At 56.5% G+C, this 16,506-nt stretch carries 14 protein-coding genes; 9 read left to right on the top strand and 5 right to left on the bottom strand.

Annotated elements, in window-relative coordinates; translation table 11 throughout:
• Positions 1-210 precede the first annotated feature (210 nt).
• Both ACF8YQ_RS08460 and ACF8YQ_RS08455 read left to right on the top strand, forming a co-directional pair.
• Positions 211-1,863, top strand: a complete 1,653-nt coding sequence (locus tag ACF8YQ_RS08460; RefSeq protein ID WP_396623181.1) for a nitrite/sulfite reductase — start codon at positions 211-213, stop codon at positions 1,861-1,863.
• Positions 1,856-2,362, top strand: coding sequence for a DUF934 domain-containing protein (locus ACF8YQ_RS08455; RefSeq protein WP_022991198.1), 507 nt, complete (start codon positions 1,856-1,858; stop codon positions 2,360-2,362). Before ACF8YQ_RS08460 ends, ACF8YQ_RS08455 begins: the two co-directional genes overlap by 8 nt.
• Positions 2,363-2,411: 49 nt before the next feature.
• On the opposite strand, the gene sohB is transcribed toward ACF8YQ_RS08455, so the two are convergent.
• Positions 2,412-3,473, bottom strand: coding sequence for a protease SohB (gene sohB, locus ACF8YQ_RS08450; protein ID WP_396623180.1), 1,062 nt, complete (start codon positions 3,471-3,473; stop codon positions 2,412-2,414).
• Positions 3,474-3,705: 232 nt separating this feature from the next.
• Between sohB and ACF8YQ_RS08445 the strand changes: the two genes are divergently transcribed.
• Positions 3,706-4,020, top strand: coding sequence for an SCP2 sterol-binding domain-containing protein (locus ACF8YQ_RS08445; protein ID WP_396623179.1), 315 nt, complete (start codon positions 3,706-3,708; stop codon positions 4,018-4,020).
• Between the two features lie 85 nt (positions 4,021-4,105).
• Here ACF8YQ_RS08445 and ACF8YQ_RS08440 read toward each other — a convergent pair whose 3' ends face one another.
• From ACF8YQ_RS08440 to ACF8YQ_RS08425, 4 genes are all read right to left on the bottom strand, one after another.
• Positions 4,106-5,812 (bottom strand): chemotaxis protein, encoded by a 1,707-nt coding sequence (locus tag ACF8YQ_RS08440; protein WP_396623178.1) that lies wholly within the window; start codon positions 5,810-5,812, stop codon positions 4,106-4,108.
• A gap of 210 nt (positions 5,813-6,022) precedes the next feature.
• Entirely contained in the window at positions 6,023-6,733 is a 711-nt protein-coding gene (dnaQ, locus tag ACF8YQ_RS08435; RefSeq protein WP_011785019.1) for a DNA polymerase III subunit epsilon, read from the bottom strand.
• Positions 6,734-6,785: 52 nt separating this feature from the next.
• Entirely contained in the window at positions 6,786-7,229 is a 444-nt protein-coding gene (rnhA, locus tag ACF8YQ_RS08430; RefSeq protein WP_011785020.1) for a ribonuclease HI, read from the bottom strand.
• Positions 7,229-8,038, bottom strand: coding sequence for a class I SAM-dependent methyltransferase (locus ACF8YQ_RS08425; protein WP_396623177.1), 810 nt, complete (start codon positions 8,036-8,038; stop codon positions 7,229-7,231). Before ACF8YQ_RS08425 ends, rnhA begins: the two co-directional genes overlap by 1 nt.
• A 122-nt stretch (positions 8,039-8,160) precedes the next feature.
• Here ACF8YQ_RS08425 and gloB point away from each other — a divergent pair, with 122 nt between their 5' ends.
• The 6 genes from gloB (at position 8,161) to ACF8YQ_RS08395 (ending at position 16,460) form a co-directional block, all read left to right on the top strand.
• The gene (gloB, locus tag ACF8YQ_RS08420; protein ID WP_396623176.1) at positions 8,161-8,952 is read left to right on the top strand and encodes a hydroxyacylglutathione hydrolase; all 792 of its coding nucleotides are present in this window, start codon (positions 8,161-8,163) and stop codon (positions 8,950-8,952) included.
• A gap of 169 nt (positions 8,953-9,121) precedes the next feature.
• On the top strand, positions 9,122-10,864 hold the full coding sequence (locus ACF8YQ_RS08415; RefSeq protein ID WP_396623175.1) for a LysM peptidoglycan-binding domain-containing protein: 1,743 nt from the start codon (positions 9,122-9,124) through the stop codon (positions 10,862-10,864).
• Between the two features lie 12 nt (positions 10,865-10,876).
• Positions 10,877-12,706, top strand: coding sequence for an extracellular solute-binding protein (locus tag ACF8YQ_RS08410; RefSeq protein ID WP_396623174.1), 1,830 nt, complete (start codon positions 10,877-10,879; stop codon positions 12,704-12,706).
• 43 nt (positions 12,707-12,749) lie between these two features.
• Positions 12,750-13,835 (top strand): microcin C ABC transporter permease YejB, encoded by a 1,086-nt coding sequence (locus tag ACF8YQ_RS08405; RefSeq protein ID WP_396623173.1) that lies wholly within the window; start codon positions 12,750-12,752, stop codon positions 13,833-13,835.
• Positions 13,836-13,837: 2 nt separating this feature from the next.
• The gene (locus tag ACF8YQ_RS08400; RefSeq protein ID WP_396623172.1) at positions 13,838-14,860 is read left to right on the top strand and encodes an ABC transporter permease; all 1,023 of its coding nucleotides are present in this window, start codon (positions 13,838-13,840) and stop codon (positions 14,858-14,860) included.
• Between the two features lies 1 nt (position 14,861).
• Complete coding sequence (locus ACF8YQ_RS08395) at positions 14,862-16,460, top strand: ABC transporter ATP-binding protein (RefSeq protein ID WP_396623171.1); 1,599 nt, start codon at positions 14,862-14,864, stop codon at positions 16,458-16,460.
• The last annotated feature ends 46 nt before the right edge of the window (positions 16,461-16,506 follow it).

The raw sequence follows: 16,506 nt of genomic DNA, 5'->3' as shown, positions 1-16,506 counted from the left end.
TCTGGCTTTCCCGATCAAGTAAAGCAGCAAATTGACATTCGTCCAGTTCCGGCGGCGATCACTTATCACCTGAATCGATAATGTTATGTTGAAATAATCATTTTGAGAATAAAAACACGATGGTATCCTGCCTCGCAGGAATAAGGCCCGGTCCATGAAACCCGGCCGTAAATTTTAGCTCTTCTGATGTAGCAGGCAGGACGTTCCACTATGTACGTTTATGATGAGCACGACCGGCAGATAGCCGCAGAGCGTGTTGCCCAATTCCGTGACCAGACCGAGCGCGCCCTTGCTGGTGAGCTGTCTGAAGAGGAATTCCTTCCACTTCGACTGCAGAACGGGCTTTATGTTCAGCGTCTCGCACCCATGCTCCGTATCTGTATCCCTTACGGCATGCTTCGCTCCGAGCAGCTTCGCCGCTTGGCACGCGTAACCCGGGACTATGATAAAGGCTACGCCCATTTCACCACCCGCACCAACATCCAGCTGAACTGGCCGAACCTGGAAGACGTGCCCGATATTCTGGCTGAGCTGGCGGAAGTGGAAATGCACGCAAATCAGACCAGCGGTAACTGCATCCGGAACACCACCACGGACCCGTTCTCCGGTGTCCAGGTGGAAGAAATCGCTGATCCACGCCCCTATTGCGAGATTATTCGCCAGTGGTCGACGTTCCACCCGGAATTTGCGTTTTTACCACGTAAATTCAAAATTGCCGTGAATGCCTCCGAACACACGGATCGCGCAGCTATCCGGGTGCATGACATTGGCTTGCAGCTGGTGCGCAATGACCAGGGCGAACTTGGCTTCCGGGTTCACGTTGGTGGCGGACTTGGTCGTACCCCCATGGTTGGCCCGGTCATCCGCGATTTCCTGCCGGAACTGGATCTGCTGACTTACCTGGAAGCCATTGTCCGGGTTTACAACCGTTACGGCCGCCGGGACAACAAGTTCAAGGCGCGCATCAAGATTCTGGTCAAGGCGCTGAGCCCCGAGGGCTTTGCCGAAAAAGTTGAAGCAGAGTGGGCCCACATCAAAGACTCACCTTCCCGGCTGACGCCGGAGGCGGTGAGCAAATTCCAGGGCTACTTTACCGAGCCGGCGTATGATGCAGTGGACAATGCTACCGATCTGCTGGCGACGCAGCGCTTCGAGAACCGTGAATTTGACAAGTGGTTGACCCACAACGTCAACAGTCACAAAAAGCCGGGCTACGCTATTGTAACCCTGACACTCAAGAAGACCGGCACGCCCCCGGGGGATGTCACCGACTTCCAGTTGGAGCAGATTGCCGATCTTGCGGATGAGTACAGCTACGGTGAAGCCCGGGCCACCCACGAACAGAATGTGGTGCTGGCAGACGTCCGCCAGGATCGACTGTTTGAGCTCTGGCAAAAGCTTGTGCCTTTGGGCTTCGCAACGGCGAACCTGAACACACTGAACGACGTTATCTGCTGCCCCGGCGGCGATTTCTGCGCCCTGGCCAACGCCAAGTCGATTCCTGTGGCTGAAGCAATCCAGCGTCGTTTTGATGACCTGGACTTCCTGTACGACCTCGGCCCCATCGACCTGAACATTTCAGGCTGCATGAACGCCTGTGGCCACCACCACGTGGGCAATATTGGTGTTCTGGGCGTCGACAAGAAAGGCGAAGAGTTCTATCAGATCAGCCTGGGTGGATCGTCACACCACGACGCCACCATCGGCAAGATTCTGGGGCCGTCCTTCGCTCGTGAGGAAATGCCAGAGGTCATCGCCAAGCTGATCAATGTTTACGTAGAAAACCGGACGGAAGAGGAAACCTTCCTGGACACCTATCGCCGGGTCGGTCTGGATCCTTTCAAGGAGCGGGTATATGCCTGATGTAATTGCCGCTGACGGCACGATTCGTAATGACGACTGGGTTGTGGTGCCCCGCCCTGCGGCGGGTGAGTCCATGGATATTCCTGAAGATAAGCCGGTCTTGATTCCGGCAGATCTGTGGCTGGCCGGCCATGAGCACTTTGCCGCAAAGCCCTCAGTGGGTGTCTGGTTTGACAGCCACGATGAGCCGGAATTGCTTGGCGAGAAAGTGAATGAATTGCCACTGATCGCGGTGAATTTCCCGCGCTTTGTCGATGGCCGTGGTTACAGCATTGGCCGTTTGCTACGTGAACGGTTCGGGTACCGCGGCGAGCTGCGAGCCATTGGCGATGTTCTGCTTGACCAGCTTCAGTTCATGAAGCGCTGTGGCTTTGACAGCTACGTACTGCGCGCTGACAAGGACATTGCAAAGGCACCGAAGTGCCTGAGCTTCTTCACCCAGACCTACCAGGCTGCGACCGACACGGACCAGCCCCTGTTCCGCCGCCGGGCCTCCTGAGACCAATCACCAGCGCATGAGTCGTCATGCGCTGGCGTTCAGTTCTGGTTTACTGCATTTTTTGATTCCGAAACGCACTCAACACTTTCCAGACGGTATGTTCGAGCGCCGCGCTGGTAGCCAAACCGAGCTTTTCCGGCAGTGTACGTTTGCGCTGGAAAGACACTGAGATCACGTCTCCCCGCTCACAAGCCTCAATCAGGTATTCGTCAGACGTTTTGATCTCATCGATCAGCTTCACGTCCAGGGCACGCTTGCCGAACCAGATATCTCCATTGGCAACCGCCTGAATATCCAGATCCGGACGCCGCTCACTCACATACTCCTTGAACAGGACATGGGTATCCTCCAGGTCCTCGAGGAATTTCTGGCGTCCCTTGTCGGTATTCTCACCAAAGATTGTCAGCGTTCGCTTGTGTTCACCCGCGGTGTGCACCTCGAAGTCAACGTCGTTCTTTTTCAGGAATCGGTGGAAGTTCGGGAGTTGCGCCACCACCCCGATGGAACCGAGCACGGCAAACGGCGAAGCAATAATGCGATCAGCCACGCAGGCCATCATATAGCCGCCGCTGGCCGCAACCTTGTCGACGCAGGCGGTCAACTTGATACCTTTGCTGCGAACACGATCCAGCTGGGCTGCCGCCAACCCATAGGCATGAACCAGACCACCGCCGCTCTCCAGGCGGATAACCACTTCGTCCGTTTCCGGATTGGCAACACTCAGAACCGCCGACACTGAACGCCGCAGGGTATCGGTATCGCTGGCTTTAATGTCACCGTCGAAATCGAGCACGTAAACCCGCGCCGTTTTCTCTTCGGTAGCGTCAGGTTCTGGCTGCTTCTTCGCGGCTTTCTTTTCAGCCTTGTCCTCTTTTTTCTTTTTCTTCTGCCAAGCCTTTCGTTCCTGGTCTGTCATCAACCTGGCCTGGATTGACTCTCTGAGCCGGCGATACTGATCGTTCAGCTTGCGTATTTTCAGCTCACCCTCACCTTCGTGATCGTCCCGGTCTTTCTGGGTTGCCGAGACAATGATGGACACGAGCACAATCGCCGCCACCACGAAAGTCGCCACCTTGGCGAGAAACAGGCCGTATTCGGTCAGAAATTCCAAAATGCAGTCTCCACACGTATTTGCAAACCCCGAAGTGTACCGCCTCGGCACAGGCCTGATAAGCCCGCGATAAAATTAAAACAAGCGTTCGATCAAGCTTGACACGAACCGGCTCTAACCATAAAGTCGGATTGCGAGGTTGGCGCTACCCCGGCTGCTGTACAGGCTGCCTCTGCCAGGGATCACTAGTCGTCACCACCATGACAAGACAACCATCAAAAAGGGTAAAACAATGTCTGTAGCTCAGGTATTTGAAAAACTCGAACAGAACTTCAACGCAGACGCAGCACAGGGCCTGGACCTGGTATTCCAGTTCGACATCGAAGACGACAAGACTTACCACCTCGTGATCAATGACGGCACCTGCAAGCTGCACGACGGCGCACACGACGATCCTTCTGTTACCCTGATCATGAACTCTGAAACCCTGCAGGGTATCGTCTCTGGCGAGACCGACGGCATGCAGGCGTTCATGGCTGGTCAGCTACGCGCCGAAGGCGACATGATGCTGGCAACCAAGCTGGGTGAACTGTTCAACATGGGCTGAGCCCGGTTAAACACCAGCTATAAAAAAACCTGCGCAAACCGCAGGTTTTTTTTATGCCATTCAGAAATTCGGGCCACCCTGGCGTCTACAGACCGACGTCATCCAGCGAACTCTGAGCCAGCTTGAGCAGGTCTACATTCCTGTCTTCCCGCCGACCGACGCCTTCAATGTAGTACTCGAGCGAGGTGAGCGCATCCGCCAGCGCTTCCAGAACCTGAGACGCAGGGGCTTCGCGCGCATCCAGCAGGCGCTCCTGAATGGACGTCGCCACCCTGGCAATCACCTCGGCGGCCATGGGGTCGTCCACCATTTGCAGACCACCCCAGATACTGCGCAGCGTACCCGGGAGATTGGCCAGATGGAGTTTGTCGTAATCGGATTCGATAAACGCTGTGATCGCCCGTTTGGCCAGGGTCAACGCACTGCGCGCCTCGTCCGCCACCACCCAGATGGCTTCCTGCAGGTACACGGATTCGTCCCGGCTCCGGTCTGCACCAGCAAGGGCATCGGTCTCTGAGGTAATGCCACGGGTCACAATCTGCATGACGGCATCCTCTACCCCCAGTACGGAATCCGCCAGACGATAGAGCTCCTCCTCCGCCGGCAGGCGGTTTTCCTCTTCCCATTTACGCAGTTTGGCCGCTTCTTCACGGGAAATACTGGCCAGGCGGTTCAGATCGAGCATCACCAGCGTATTGGCCAGGCGCTCCAGAGTATCGGCAATCGAGGCAAGTTCGGCCAGATCCGGTTCTATTCCGCGCTCGATGATGTCCAGCTTGTCCTTCAGCTGATTAAGCTCTTCCTGCAAGGCTTCAGACAGGGATTTGAGCACATCCGTGCCAGGGCCATAGAGGCGCCGGGAATGAGCCTCAAGAAGTGCGTCCGGGAATTCGGCAGGACCGAGCTGATAAGCAGAGAGTACCCGCGTCACCTCAGGGTTGGCTGAGCCACTGCGGTAAAGCAGATAGACCAGATCTTTGATCAGCGATTCGGGGGCGTCCTTGGCGGTAGCTACCTTGCCGACATATACCACTTCCCGCGCGTATTTCTCGATTCGCATCAGCAGACGCTTGCGGGCCTTGCTAAAGCCCATGGCACGATCCAGCATGGTATCGGATACCAACGCCAGCAGGCACCACATCTGCCCCATAGGCGCTCCCTGACACAGCCGTGCGAGACCACGGGCAGCCCTGGCAATGAGCTTCTTGCTAACCGCTTCGTTGCGCTCGCGGAGAATGCCGAGCAGTGCCACCTGGAAGGTCAGGCGCATGCGACGGGCCAGGATTTCATATTCAGACTCTGCATCATCCATGGGCCTGAGTCCCAGATCGCTGCAAAAGTCCGGGCGCTCCTTGATGTCGATATCAAAGAAGCAGGATTCGGGATAAGGTTTCTCACGACGGGCTTCACGCAGATCATTGATCACGGGCAGCAGCAGCTCGGGATGATCTTCACGTTGCTGATGGTAGTACTCGACGTAACGGCGGAGAATGAACAGCGCGCTGTTAAGTGCTGTCAGCAGTATATTCTTGTCGTCGTTGGCACCAACTGGCACATCATTGGCGAGATTAACCGCTTCCTGGCAAAGCAGGGTTCCGCCCCGGAGCTCCACCAGAATGAAGATTCCCCGAAGCTGGTTCAGGTAATCAACACAGTTCTGCAGATCTTCCCCGCTCTCGCGGTTTTCCTGAAAGCGCTCAAGGCTGGATTCTGCCTGCTTGATGGTCTGTTCGATTTCACTTTTGACCAGATCAAACGACTGCGATTTCGTCGCCAGAGACGATTGAACCATAAACGCTTCCTGTTAATTTGCGGAGACTACCGCATCCTGTTCATGAACTGCAGCCTGCATACGGGCAGGTCCTTCCTGTTCAGCGAGGCAGCCCTTGCCCATACCTGAACGGTTCGCAAAAAACTGGCGAACTTATCATTACTTATAACACAAAACTCAAGTAGCTCAAGAAAGCCGGAATGTAACAAATGGTACAGCTGAACGTGGTTCTCATTCTGTTGCCTGCAACCGGGACCACACCGTTTCGCCGGCCTGCTTCTCCATCATCGCCATGAACTCATCATGGGCAGAGGCTTCATCACTCGTGGCCCGAACCACCGCCAACGGCGCGCGCTCACCGGAGATCCGGCGAATACCGCCATCGCCACCTTCATCGCCGGAGCCGGCATCCAGGGACAGCGCGGTCTGGCCGCCGGTCATCAGCAGATAGACGTCTGCCAGGATCTCGGCGTCCAGCAATGCCCCGTGAAGGTCACGGTTGGAGTTATCCACTCCATAGCGCTTGCACAGGGCGTCGAGATTGTTTTTCTGGCCCGGGTGCTTTTTCCTGGCAATGGCCAGTGAATCGACAATGCCGCAGTGGTCTGCTGTTTTCCGAACCGGTTTCAGGCGGGCGAATTCGGAGTCCATGAAGCCCACGTCGAACGCGGCGTTATGGATGACCAGCTCTGCGCCCTTGATGAACTCAAAGAACTCGTCGGCAACCTCCGCAAACTTTGGCTTGTCGGCCAGAAATTCGTTGGTGATACCGTGAACGGTGATAGCCTCCGCTTCTACCTCGCGCTCAGGGTTAATGTATACGTGATAGTTGCGACCGGTCAGCTCGCGCTCGATCACTTCCACGCAACCAATTTCGATAATGCGGTGACCTTCGTTCGGATCAATACCCGTGGTTTCGGTATCCAGTACGATCTGTCTCATGCAACTGCGCTCTCACTCACTGCCCATTAATCGGTTTTCCAGGGGCCAGGGTTCAGGCCCCGTTCAGTTCGCGGACTCCGCGGTTGGCCAACTCATCCGCCAACTCGTTATCAGGATGCCCTGAATGACCCTTCACCCAATGCCAGTTAACGGTGTGCCTGGCAGTTTCAGCATCGAGCTCCTGCCACAGATCCGCATTCTTGACCGGTTTCTTTGCCGAGGTTTTCCAGCCATTGCGCTTCCAGCCGCTCATCCATTCGGTAATGCCCTTGCGTACGTATTGTGAGTCCGTATACAACTCCACCTGGCAAGCGCGCTTGAGCTCCCTTAAGCCTCGAATGGCCGCCATCAGTTCCATCCGGTTATTCGTGGTCTGCAACTCGCCACCGTGCATGGTCTTGCACGCATCGCCATAGCGCAATACGACACCCCACCCCCCGGGCCCAGGGTTACCTTTACAGGCTCCGTCGGTATACATCACTACCTTACCAGCCATTACTGCTCCTGTTCTGTTCTCCGCCTGTCCACCCTGCCTGAGCTATGGCTGGCACAGCCACTGGATACCCCCACGGTTCCGGGCAAAGCAATTACCTTGCTCTTGCGCCAGGATGCTCTGGTCCGGATCCGGGCGTATTCGCGTTTGCGGGCAAGGATACAGTAATAGGCGCCAGTGGGCAGTAAATGAGGGCGGCTACTGGCGGCCAAACGCTGCCGTCTTCCGGATGCCCCGTGTTTTCGCTGCAACGGAAGCGTACAGAAATAGGTGCCACTGTTTTCCAGCTCGAACCCCAGCAATCTGAGCCAGTCCTCCATTCGTGATCGCATCAGGAACCGACCACCCCAGGGGCCAAACCGATGGCGGGAAACCAGTCTGCGTGCGCCCCAGAGACTGAGCGGGTTGAACCCAACCAGAGCGATGCGCCCCTCACCTCGCAATACGCGGGCGGACTCGCGAAGCACCTGGTGCGGATCCGGGGAAAAGTCGGCCGTATGATGAAGGATCACAAGATCCATGGAATCACCGGGAAACGGCAACTCGTCGGCGTCACAAACCGCCACGCCCTCCGGCATATGGGCATGCCAGGCCGGGCAGGTAATAATCTTCTGGGCAAAATCGGTACCACTCGCCAAAGGCAATCGGTGACTCAGGCCAACCTGAAGTTGTCTTGCCCCGGTAAGGCCTTGCAGTTCCTTATCAAGTACTGCTCTCTGGCTGGCCAGCAGGGAGCGGCCAAGGGGGGTCTGCACCCAACGTTCAAAACTCTCATGTCGTGCTGAATAGTCAATCACGCCGCTGGCTTTCACGCTGGCTCCCCTACCCGATCCACTAAAGGTTTGATTGCTCGCGCAACCTGCCGCTCCTTGGGCTGTACTCGTTGTTGCATTATCATAACAGGCACATTCATTGAACACATGGGGTGGCCACCTTGCGCATTCATCCGGTTCCGGCATTCTCAGACAACTATATCTGGTGCCTTACCAACCTTGAGTCCGGCAAGACCCTGATAGTCGATCCCGGCCAGGCAAAGCCGGTGCTGGATTATCTCAGTGACAGCGGTTTCTCAGCAGACACTATCCTGATCACCCATCACCACCCGGATCACACCGGCGGTGTGAAAGAGCTTCAGCAACAGTATCCGGACATCCGTATTGTTGGCCCGACTGATTCGCCCTTCAAGGGTGCCACAAACACGGTCCATGCCGGCGATGAAGTCGTCTGGGAAGGCATCACGTTCAATGTCCTGGCAGTTCCCGGCCATACACTGGATCATATTGCCTATTACAGCGACACCCAGGTAAATGACAAACCCGTCCTGTTCTGCGGCGACACACTGTTTGTCTGCGGCTGCGGACGACTGTTCGAAGGCACACCGGAGCAGATGCACACCTCGCTCCAGACCCTGCGGGACCTTCCGGATGACACTGCAGTATACTGTGCTCATGAATACACCCTGGCAAACCTTCGCTTCGCCCGTCACTGGCTACCCGAAGATAAGGCGTTGGCCGAGTTTGAGAACGCCTGCAAAGACCTTCGGGAACGGGGTAAGCCCACCGTGCCGACCACGATTGGCCAGGAGAAACAGCTGAATCCATTCCTTCGGTGGGATGATGCCAAGGTCATAGAGGCCGCCGAGAACTACAGCACCACACACCGCCTTGCCACCGGCTCGGATTGTGCGGTTTTTGCAGCCGTGCGGCACGGCAAAGACAACTTCTGAGCGTGCGGGCGGTCACTGCTTAACAATTTATCTCACAGCCGTAACATGGCTCAGCTTGACCGCCCGGAAAACGCTCCCATAGAATTTCGAGCAATTATCGAACGTAACCTGTTAAATATGCCGGCTATTTTTACAGATACCCGCCGGCTCCACCCGGAACCCTGTGTTTATGCCGGTAAAACGACTGCCCTTCATCCTTCTCGCGTCAACCCTTTTCAGCGGCTGCAGTACCAGTCAGATCGCCGAGAACTGGCATACACCTTCGGCCTGGTTCGGGACCGAGGAAGAGAATCAGCAAAAAGACCCCCTGGACTCACAGCAAGTGGTTGTTGCCAAGGGCGATGAGGACCTCAAGGCTGACGTCGCTGCCGGCAATGGAGAGGACAGTGCCAGCGGGGCACCATTAGATGACGCCATCTCCCCGGAGCTTCAGGCCAAGGCCCAGCAAGCTCGGGAAAAACTGGACAATCCCGCCCGGCAATCTGACGCATCCACCAGAACAGACGATCTGTGGTCACGACTTCGCGACGGTTTCACCATGGACCACTCCGTCGACAATGCCAGGGTACAGGCTCAATTAGACTGGTACGTGCGCCACCCCCGTTACATCGATCGCGTGGTGGAAAGAGGCTCCCGGTACCTGCATTACATTATCAATGAAACCGAAAAACGCGGCCTGCCCAGCGAACTGGCTCTGTTGCCAGTGGTAGAAAGCGCCTTTGATCCTTTTGCCTACTCCCACGGTCGCGCTGCCGGGCTTTGGCAGTTCATCCCGTCTACCGGCAAATACTTCGGGCTGACCCAAAGCTGGTGGCATGATGACCGACGGGACGTGATTGCGGCTACCGATGCTGCCCTGACTTACCTAGAGCGCCTGGCCAACCGGTTCGATGGCGATTACACCCTGGCCCTGGCCGCTTATAATTCCGGGGGCGGGACCGTATCCAGCGCCATGCGTCGTAACCGTAACGCCGGTAAATCCACAGATTACTGGTCTCTGACATTACCGACGGAGACCCGCCACTATGTGCCCAAACTGATTGCCCTGGCAAAAATTTTCGACGATCCGAAAGCCTACGGTATCGACCTGCCACCATTAAAAGACGAACCGTATTTCGAAGTGGTGGATACCGGCTCCCAGCTGGATCTGGCCCAGGCCGCAGAATTAGCCGGCGTGGATATTGATGAAATCTATCTGCTGAACCCGTCCTACAATCGCTGGGCAACCAATCCGGATGGCCCCCATCGCTTGCTGGTCCCCAAGCAACAGGCGGAGGCTTTCCGCACCGCACTGGCAGAGTTCCCAAGGGAACAGCGTGTTTCCTGGCAGAACTATAAAGTCCGCAAGGGTGACAGCCTGAACACCATTGCACGCAAGTTCTCCACTACGCCGTCGGTGATTCAACAGGTCAACAAGCTCAACAGCGATCTGATACGAATAGGCCAGCAACTGCTCATTCCTTCCGCCACCAAGGGTTCAGATGCCTATGCGCTCAGCCAGGCCCAGCGACTGGAGCGAACGCAGGAACGTAAGCGCAGCGGCAACAAGGTACGTTACACCGTGCGCCGGGGCGATACCTTCTGGGATATTGCCAGGGAGCACCGGGTGTCTGTTCGGGAAGTGGCTGCCTGGAATGGCATGGCGCCGGGAGACCCCCTGATTCCGGGCAAGGAACTGGTGATCTGGTCGAAAACCTCAAAGCCGACCATGGTGGCCTCGAATACCCGCGGCAAGGCGATGGTGCGGAAGGTGGGATACCGGGTTCGCAGCGGCGACTCCCTGTCTGCCATCGCCAGCCGGTTTTCAGTGAATGTGCGAGACATCGCATCATGGAACGATCTTAATACGGACCGTTATCTCCAACCCGGCCAAAGTCTGGTACTCTACGTGGACATAAGAAACAGTCCGTAACGTGCGAGAACCATGACAAAAAAACCGGAAGCACCCTTGCTGACCAGAATTACCGCGACGCTGGCTCTGGCAGCGTCTGCCTGTTTCGCCACAGCCGATGAAGGCGTCACCGAAAACCTTAGTCCTGTGCATGGCATCGCCATGCACGGAGAACTGAAATACTCGGCGGATTTCAGGCACTTCGACTACGTCAACCCGGAAGCCCCGAAAGGCGGCGCACTGAAGTTATCCGTGGTTGCCAACGGCTTCGACAGCTTTAACCCCTTTGTCATCCGCGGTATCTCTGCGGCGGGTATTAACGCCTACGTGTACGATACCCTTCTGGAGTCCTCTGCCGACGAGCCGTTTTCCGAGTACGGGCTGATTGCCGAATCCGTTGAAGTGCCGGAAGACCGCAGCTTCGTCATCTTTAACCTCAATAAAGATGCCCGCTTTCAGGACGGCGAACCAATCACCGCTGAAGACGTGAAATTTTCCTACCGGATTCTGACCACCGAAGGTCACCCGTTTTACCGCAACTACTACGCGGATGTAGACAAGGTCACCATTGAAAACAGTCACCGGATCCGCTTTGACTTTGCGCAAACCAACAATCGGGAACTGCCCCTGATTCTTGGCCAGATGCCCGTCCTGCCAGAACATTTCTGGGAGGATCGAGAGTTTGAAAGCAGCGGCCTGACCACCCCGGTGGGCAGTGGCCCCTACCGGATTACCTCTTTTGACGCCGGCCGCTCCATTACCTATCAGAGGGTCGACGACTACTGGGCCAAAGATCTCGGTGTACGCAAGGGCCGTTTCAACTTCGACACCATTTCCTACGAGTACTACAACGACGACACCGTCGCCCTGGAGGCTTTCAAAGCCGGTAATTTCCATTTCCGCCAGGAAACCTCCGCCAAGAACTGGGCCACTGCCTATACCGGTCGTCAGTTCGAGAGCGACGATATTGAAAAAGAAGCCATCGAACACCACCGCCCCACCGGCATGCAGGGCTTTATCTTCAATACCCGCAAGCCGGTGTTTCAGGATCCCCTGGTTCGGGAGGCGCTGGCCTACGGTTTTGATTTCCAGTGGGCCAACCAGAACCTGTTCTTTGGGCAGTACACTCGCACCAGCAGCTATTTCGAGAACAGCGATCTGGCCTCGTCTGGCTTGCCCGAAGGGCGGGAGCTTGAAATTCTTGAAGCGTATCGGGATCAACTAAGCCCCGACGTTTTCACGGAGGCCTATTTCCCACCGGATACCGGTAACGGCGTCAGCCTCCGCGACAATCTTCGGACGGCTCTGAAGCTTCTGACAGAGGCCGGATATCAGATCAAGAATGGCAAGATGATCCACCAGGAGACCGGCAAGCCGCTGGCTTTCGAGATCCTTCTGTTCCAGAAGAGTTTTGAGCGGGTGGTTCTGCCTTTCAAACAGAATCTCGAAAAGCTGGGTATCGATGTGGCGGTGCGTCTGGTCGACAGCAACCAGTACATTCAGCGCGTTCGGAGTTTTGATTTCGACATGATCACCCAGGTGCTGCCGCAATCCGATTCTCCGGGTAACGAGCAACGGGACTACTGGCACTCCAGCAACGCCGATGTAACCGGTTCACGCAATTTCATGGGCGTTAACGACCCGGTCGTCGATGAACTGGTCAACATGGTCATTCAGGCGCCGGACCGCGAAGAGCTTGTACACCGGGTGCACGCGCTGGACCGTGTACTGCTGAATGGCCATTACGTGATCCCGCACTGGCATTTGCGCAAGGATCGGGTGGCCTACTGGAACCACCTGAAACGCCCGGCCAACACGCCCAAGAACGGCATCGACCTTAACAACTGGTGGACTGAACGCTGATACCGTTCGCTATCACGACGCTGTAGTAAGGACTGCTCCCTGAATGGGCATTTACATACTCCGCCGCCTCGCCCTGATCATCCCCACCCTGGTGGGGATCATGCTGTTGAATTTTGTCATTGTTCAGGCCGCGCCCGGTGGCCCCATTGAACAGATTCTCGCGGAGATGGAAGGCCACGGCAGCAGCGCTCTGGCGCGCGCCGGTGGTGGAGATGTTGGCGGTGAAGTGGCCAGCAGTTCCGGAGACAGCCGCGCATCCCGAGGCCTGCCGCCCGAACTTCTGGAAGAACTTGAGGCCATGTACGGCTTCGACAAACCTGCCCACGAACGTTTCTTCAAAATGCTGGGCGATTACGCCACCTTCGACTTCGGCGATTCCTTCTTCCGGGACAGAAGCGTCGTCGAACTGATTCTGGACAAGATGCCGGTCTCCATTTCCCTCGGCCTCTGGTCCACGCTGATTATCTACCTCGTCTCCATTCCACTGGGTGTCCGTAAGGCGGTAACGGACGGCTCCAGGTTCGATGTCTGGACCAGTTCTGCGATCGTGGTCGGCTACGCCATTCCCGGATTCCTGTTTGCCATTCTGCTCATCGTATTGTTTGCCGGTGGCAGTTATTTCGACCTCTTCCCGCTCCGGGGCCTGACGTCTCCGGATTTTGACCAGATGACCTGGTACCAGAAGGTTGCTGACTATTTCTGGCATCTCGCCCTGCCCGTTACCGCGAACGTGATCGGCGGCTTCGCTACCCTCACGCTTCTGACAAAGAACTCGTTTCTGGACGAAATCAGCAAGCAGTATGTGGTCACCGCCAGGGCCAAGGGCCTGGAAGAAAAGCAGGTGCTTTACGGCCATGTGTTCCGCAATGCCATGTTGATTGTCATTGCCAGTATGCCCGGCGTTCTGGTGGCGCTGTTCTTTACCGGCTCTCTGTTGATTGAGGTGATCTTCTCGCTGGACGGCCTCGGCCTGCTCGGCTTTGAAGCTGCACTCAACCGGGATTACCCGGTGATTTTCGGCACCCTCTACATCCTGACGCTGATGGGACTGGTGATGAAGCTGATCAGCGACCTCACTTATGTCGCGGTTGATCCGCGCATCGATTTCGAAAGCCGGGAGGGTGCGTAATCGTGGCAACCCTCTCGCCGATTCAGCGCAGACGACTCAATAACTTTACCGCCAACCGGCGCGGCTTCTGGAGCCTCTGGATTTTTCTGGTGCTGTTTGGCCTCTCGCTGTGTGCGGAACTGATCGCCAACGATAAACCCCTGGTCGTTTCCTACAACGGAGACTGGTACTTTCCCGTCATTCAGCAGGTGCCCGAAGAAACTTTTGGTGGGTTTCTGCCCACGGAAGCTGATTATCGCGATGACTTCATAGCGGGCGAAATCGAAAGCAATGGCTGGATGCTCTGGCCTCCCATTCGCTTCAGCTATAACACTATCAACTACGATCTGACTGTTCCCTCACCTGCGCCGCCCAGTGCCGAGAACTGGCTGGGAACCGACGATCAGGGTCGGGATGTGGCCGCCCGGGTGATCTATGGTTTTCGCATTTCGGTGTTGTTCGGCCTGACGCTCACCATCGCCAGTTCCATCGTTGGCGTTGCCGTTGGCGCACTGCAGGGCTACTACGGTGGCAAGATCGATCTGTTTGGCCAGCGCTTTATCGAGATCTGGTCTGGTTTGCCCATGTTGTACCTGCTCATCATTCTGTCTTCGATTGTTCAGCCCAATTTCTGGTGGTTGCTGGGCATCATGCTGCTGTTCAGCTGGATGGGGCTGGTGGATGTCGTGCGGGCTGAGTTTCTCCGCGCCCGAAACTTCGAGTATGTGAAAGCCGCCAGAGCACTCGGCCTGGACAATCGCAGAATCATGTTCCGGCACATTCTGCCCAATGCCATGGTGGCAACCCTCACGTTCATGCCGTTTATTCTCACCGGCGCCATAACCGGGCTCACGTCTCTGGATTTCCTGGGGTTCGGCCTGCCCTCGGGATCGCCATCACTGGGTGAACTGATTGCCCAGGGTAAAGCCAACCTTCATGCCCCCTGGCTGGGTATTTCCGCATTCGTGTCACTGGCCGTCATGCTTACGCTGCTGGTGTTTGTGGGAGAAGCGGTGCGCGATGCCTTTGACCCGAGAAAGAACTGATATGAGTGACCTGCTTTCCATCTCGGACCTGTCCATCACCTTCGATAACGGCCCACGGGTGGTTGACGGGCTGTCATTCAGCATCGACAAAGGCCAGACTCTTGCGCTGGTTGGCGAAAGCGGCTCCGGCAAGTCAGTATCTGCCCTGTCGATACTTCGGCTGCTGGATGAACGTCATGCGGCTTATCCCGCCGGACAGATCCTCTACAAGGGCGAAGACTTGCTGCAGGCGAAGGAAAAGCGCCTGCGCCAGATTCGTGGCCGGCACATCAGCATGATCTTCCAGGAGCCGATGACCTCGCTCAATCCGTTGCATACCGTTGAAAAGCAGATTTGCGAGACCCTGGAATTACACAAAGGCATGCGCGGCCCCCAGGCCCGGAAACGCTGCCTGGAATTACTGGAACTGGTCGGGATTCCGGCCCCGGAGACCCGCCTGACGAGCTACCCACACCAATTATCGGGTGGGCAAAAACAGCGGGTAATGATTGCCATGGCTCTGGCCAATGAACCTGATCTGCTGATTGCGGATGAGCCCACCACGGCACTGGATGTGACGGTTCAGAAACAGGTGCTGGAGTTGCTGAAATCATTGCAGCAGAAGCTGGGCATGGCAGTGCTATTAATTACCCACGATCTGAGCATCGTCCGCCGGTATGCCGATTACGTGGTGGTGATGGAACGGGGAAAAATGGTCGAACAAGGCGCGACAGAAGCGCTGTTCAGGTCGCCCGCTCATACCTACACCCGTAAACTCATTGACGCTGAACCACCGGAGCACCCTCTGCCTGCCGCCAACGGCACCGAAACCCTGATGACCGTAGACAACGTGAATGTGCATTTCCCCATTCGCAAGACCATGCTGGGCAAGGTAAAAGAAAGCTTCCACGCGGTACAGGATGCCAGCTTCGAGCTGCGTGCCGGTGAAACCCTCGGTATTGTCGGCGAAAGTGGCAGTGGCAAAACCACACTGGGCCACGCCTTGTTGAAACTCACTCCGAGCACAGGCAAGTTCAGCCTCTGCGGAACCGAGCTGTCCGCCCTTTCCCAGAAGGCTTTCCGGCCATGGCGCCGGCGCGTTCAGATTGTCTTCCAGGATCCCTTTGGCAGCCTCAGCCCGCGGATGTCCGTTGAAGAAATCATCCGTGAAGGACTGGAAATCCACGAGCCCGGGAGTTCCGGGCAGCACGAAGCCAGAGTTATCCAGGCCCTTCAGGATGTGGGGCTGGATCCGGACGCACGGCATCGCTATCCACACGAATTCTCCGGCGGCCAGCGCCAGCGTATTGCCATAGCACGCGCGCTGGTTCTCCAGCCAGACCTGATGATTCTGGATGAACCCACCTCCGCCCTGGACAGAACGGTACAGAAGCAGGTGATCGAGCTTTTACGGGAAATTCAGGCCCGATATAGGCTAAGCTACATCTTTATCAGTCATGATTTGGCCGTTGTTCGCGCACTCAGCCACAAACTGCTGGTACTCAGGCAAGGCCGGATTGTGGAATACGGCGATGCAGAGACCATTTTCCGGGAACCGCAACAGCCGTATACCCGGGAACTGCTGAATGCCGCTTTTTTCTATCAGTCTACGACCAATTGAGCGTTACCCGGCCCTGGCAGGTCGGGGATAATGCGCCGAAACCACG

Origin of the sequence: Marinobacter sp. W-8 (genome assembly GCF_044342215.1) — a bacterium.
GTDB classification, from domain to species: domain Bacteria; phylum Pseudomonadota; class Gammaproteobacteria; order Pseudomonadales; family Oleiphilaceae; genus Marinobacter; species Marinobacter nauticus.
This window is presented reverse-complemented; position numbering and strand designations above follow the sequence as displayed.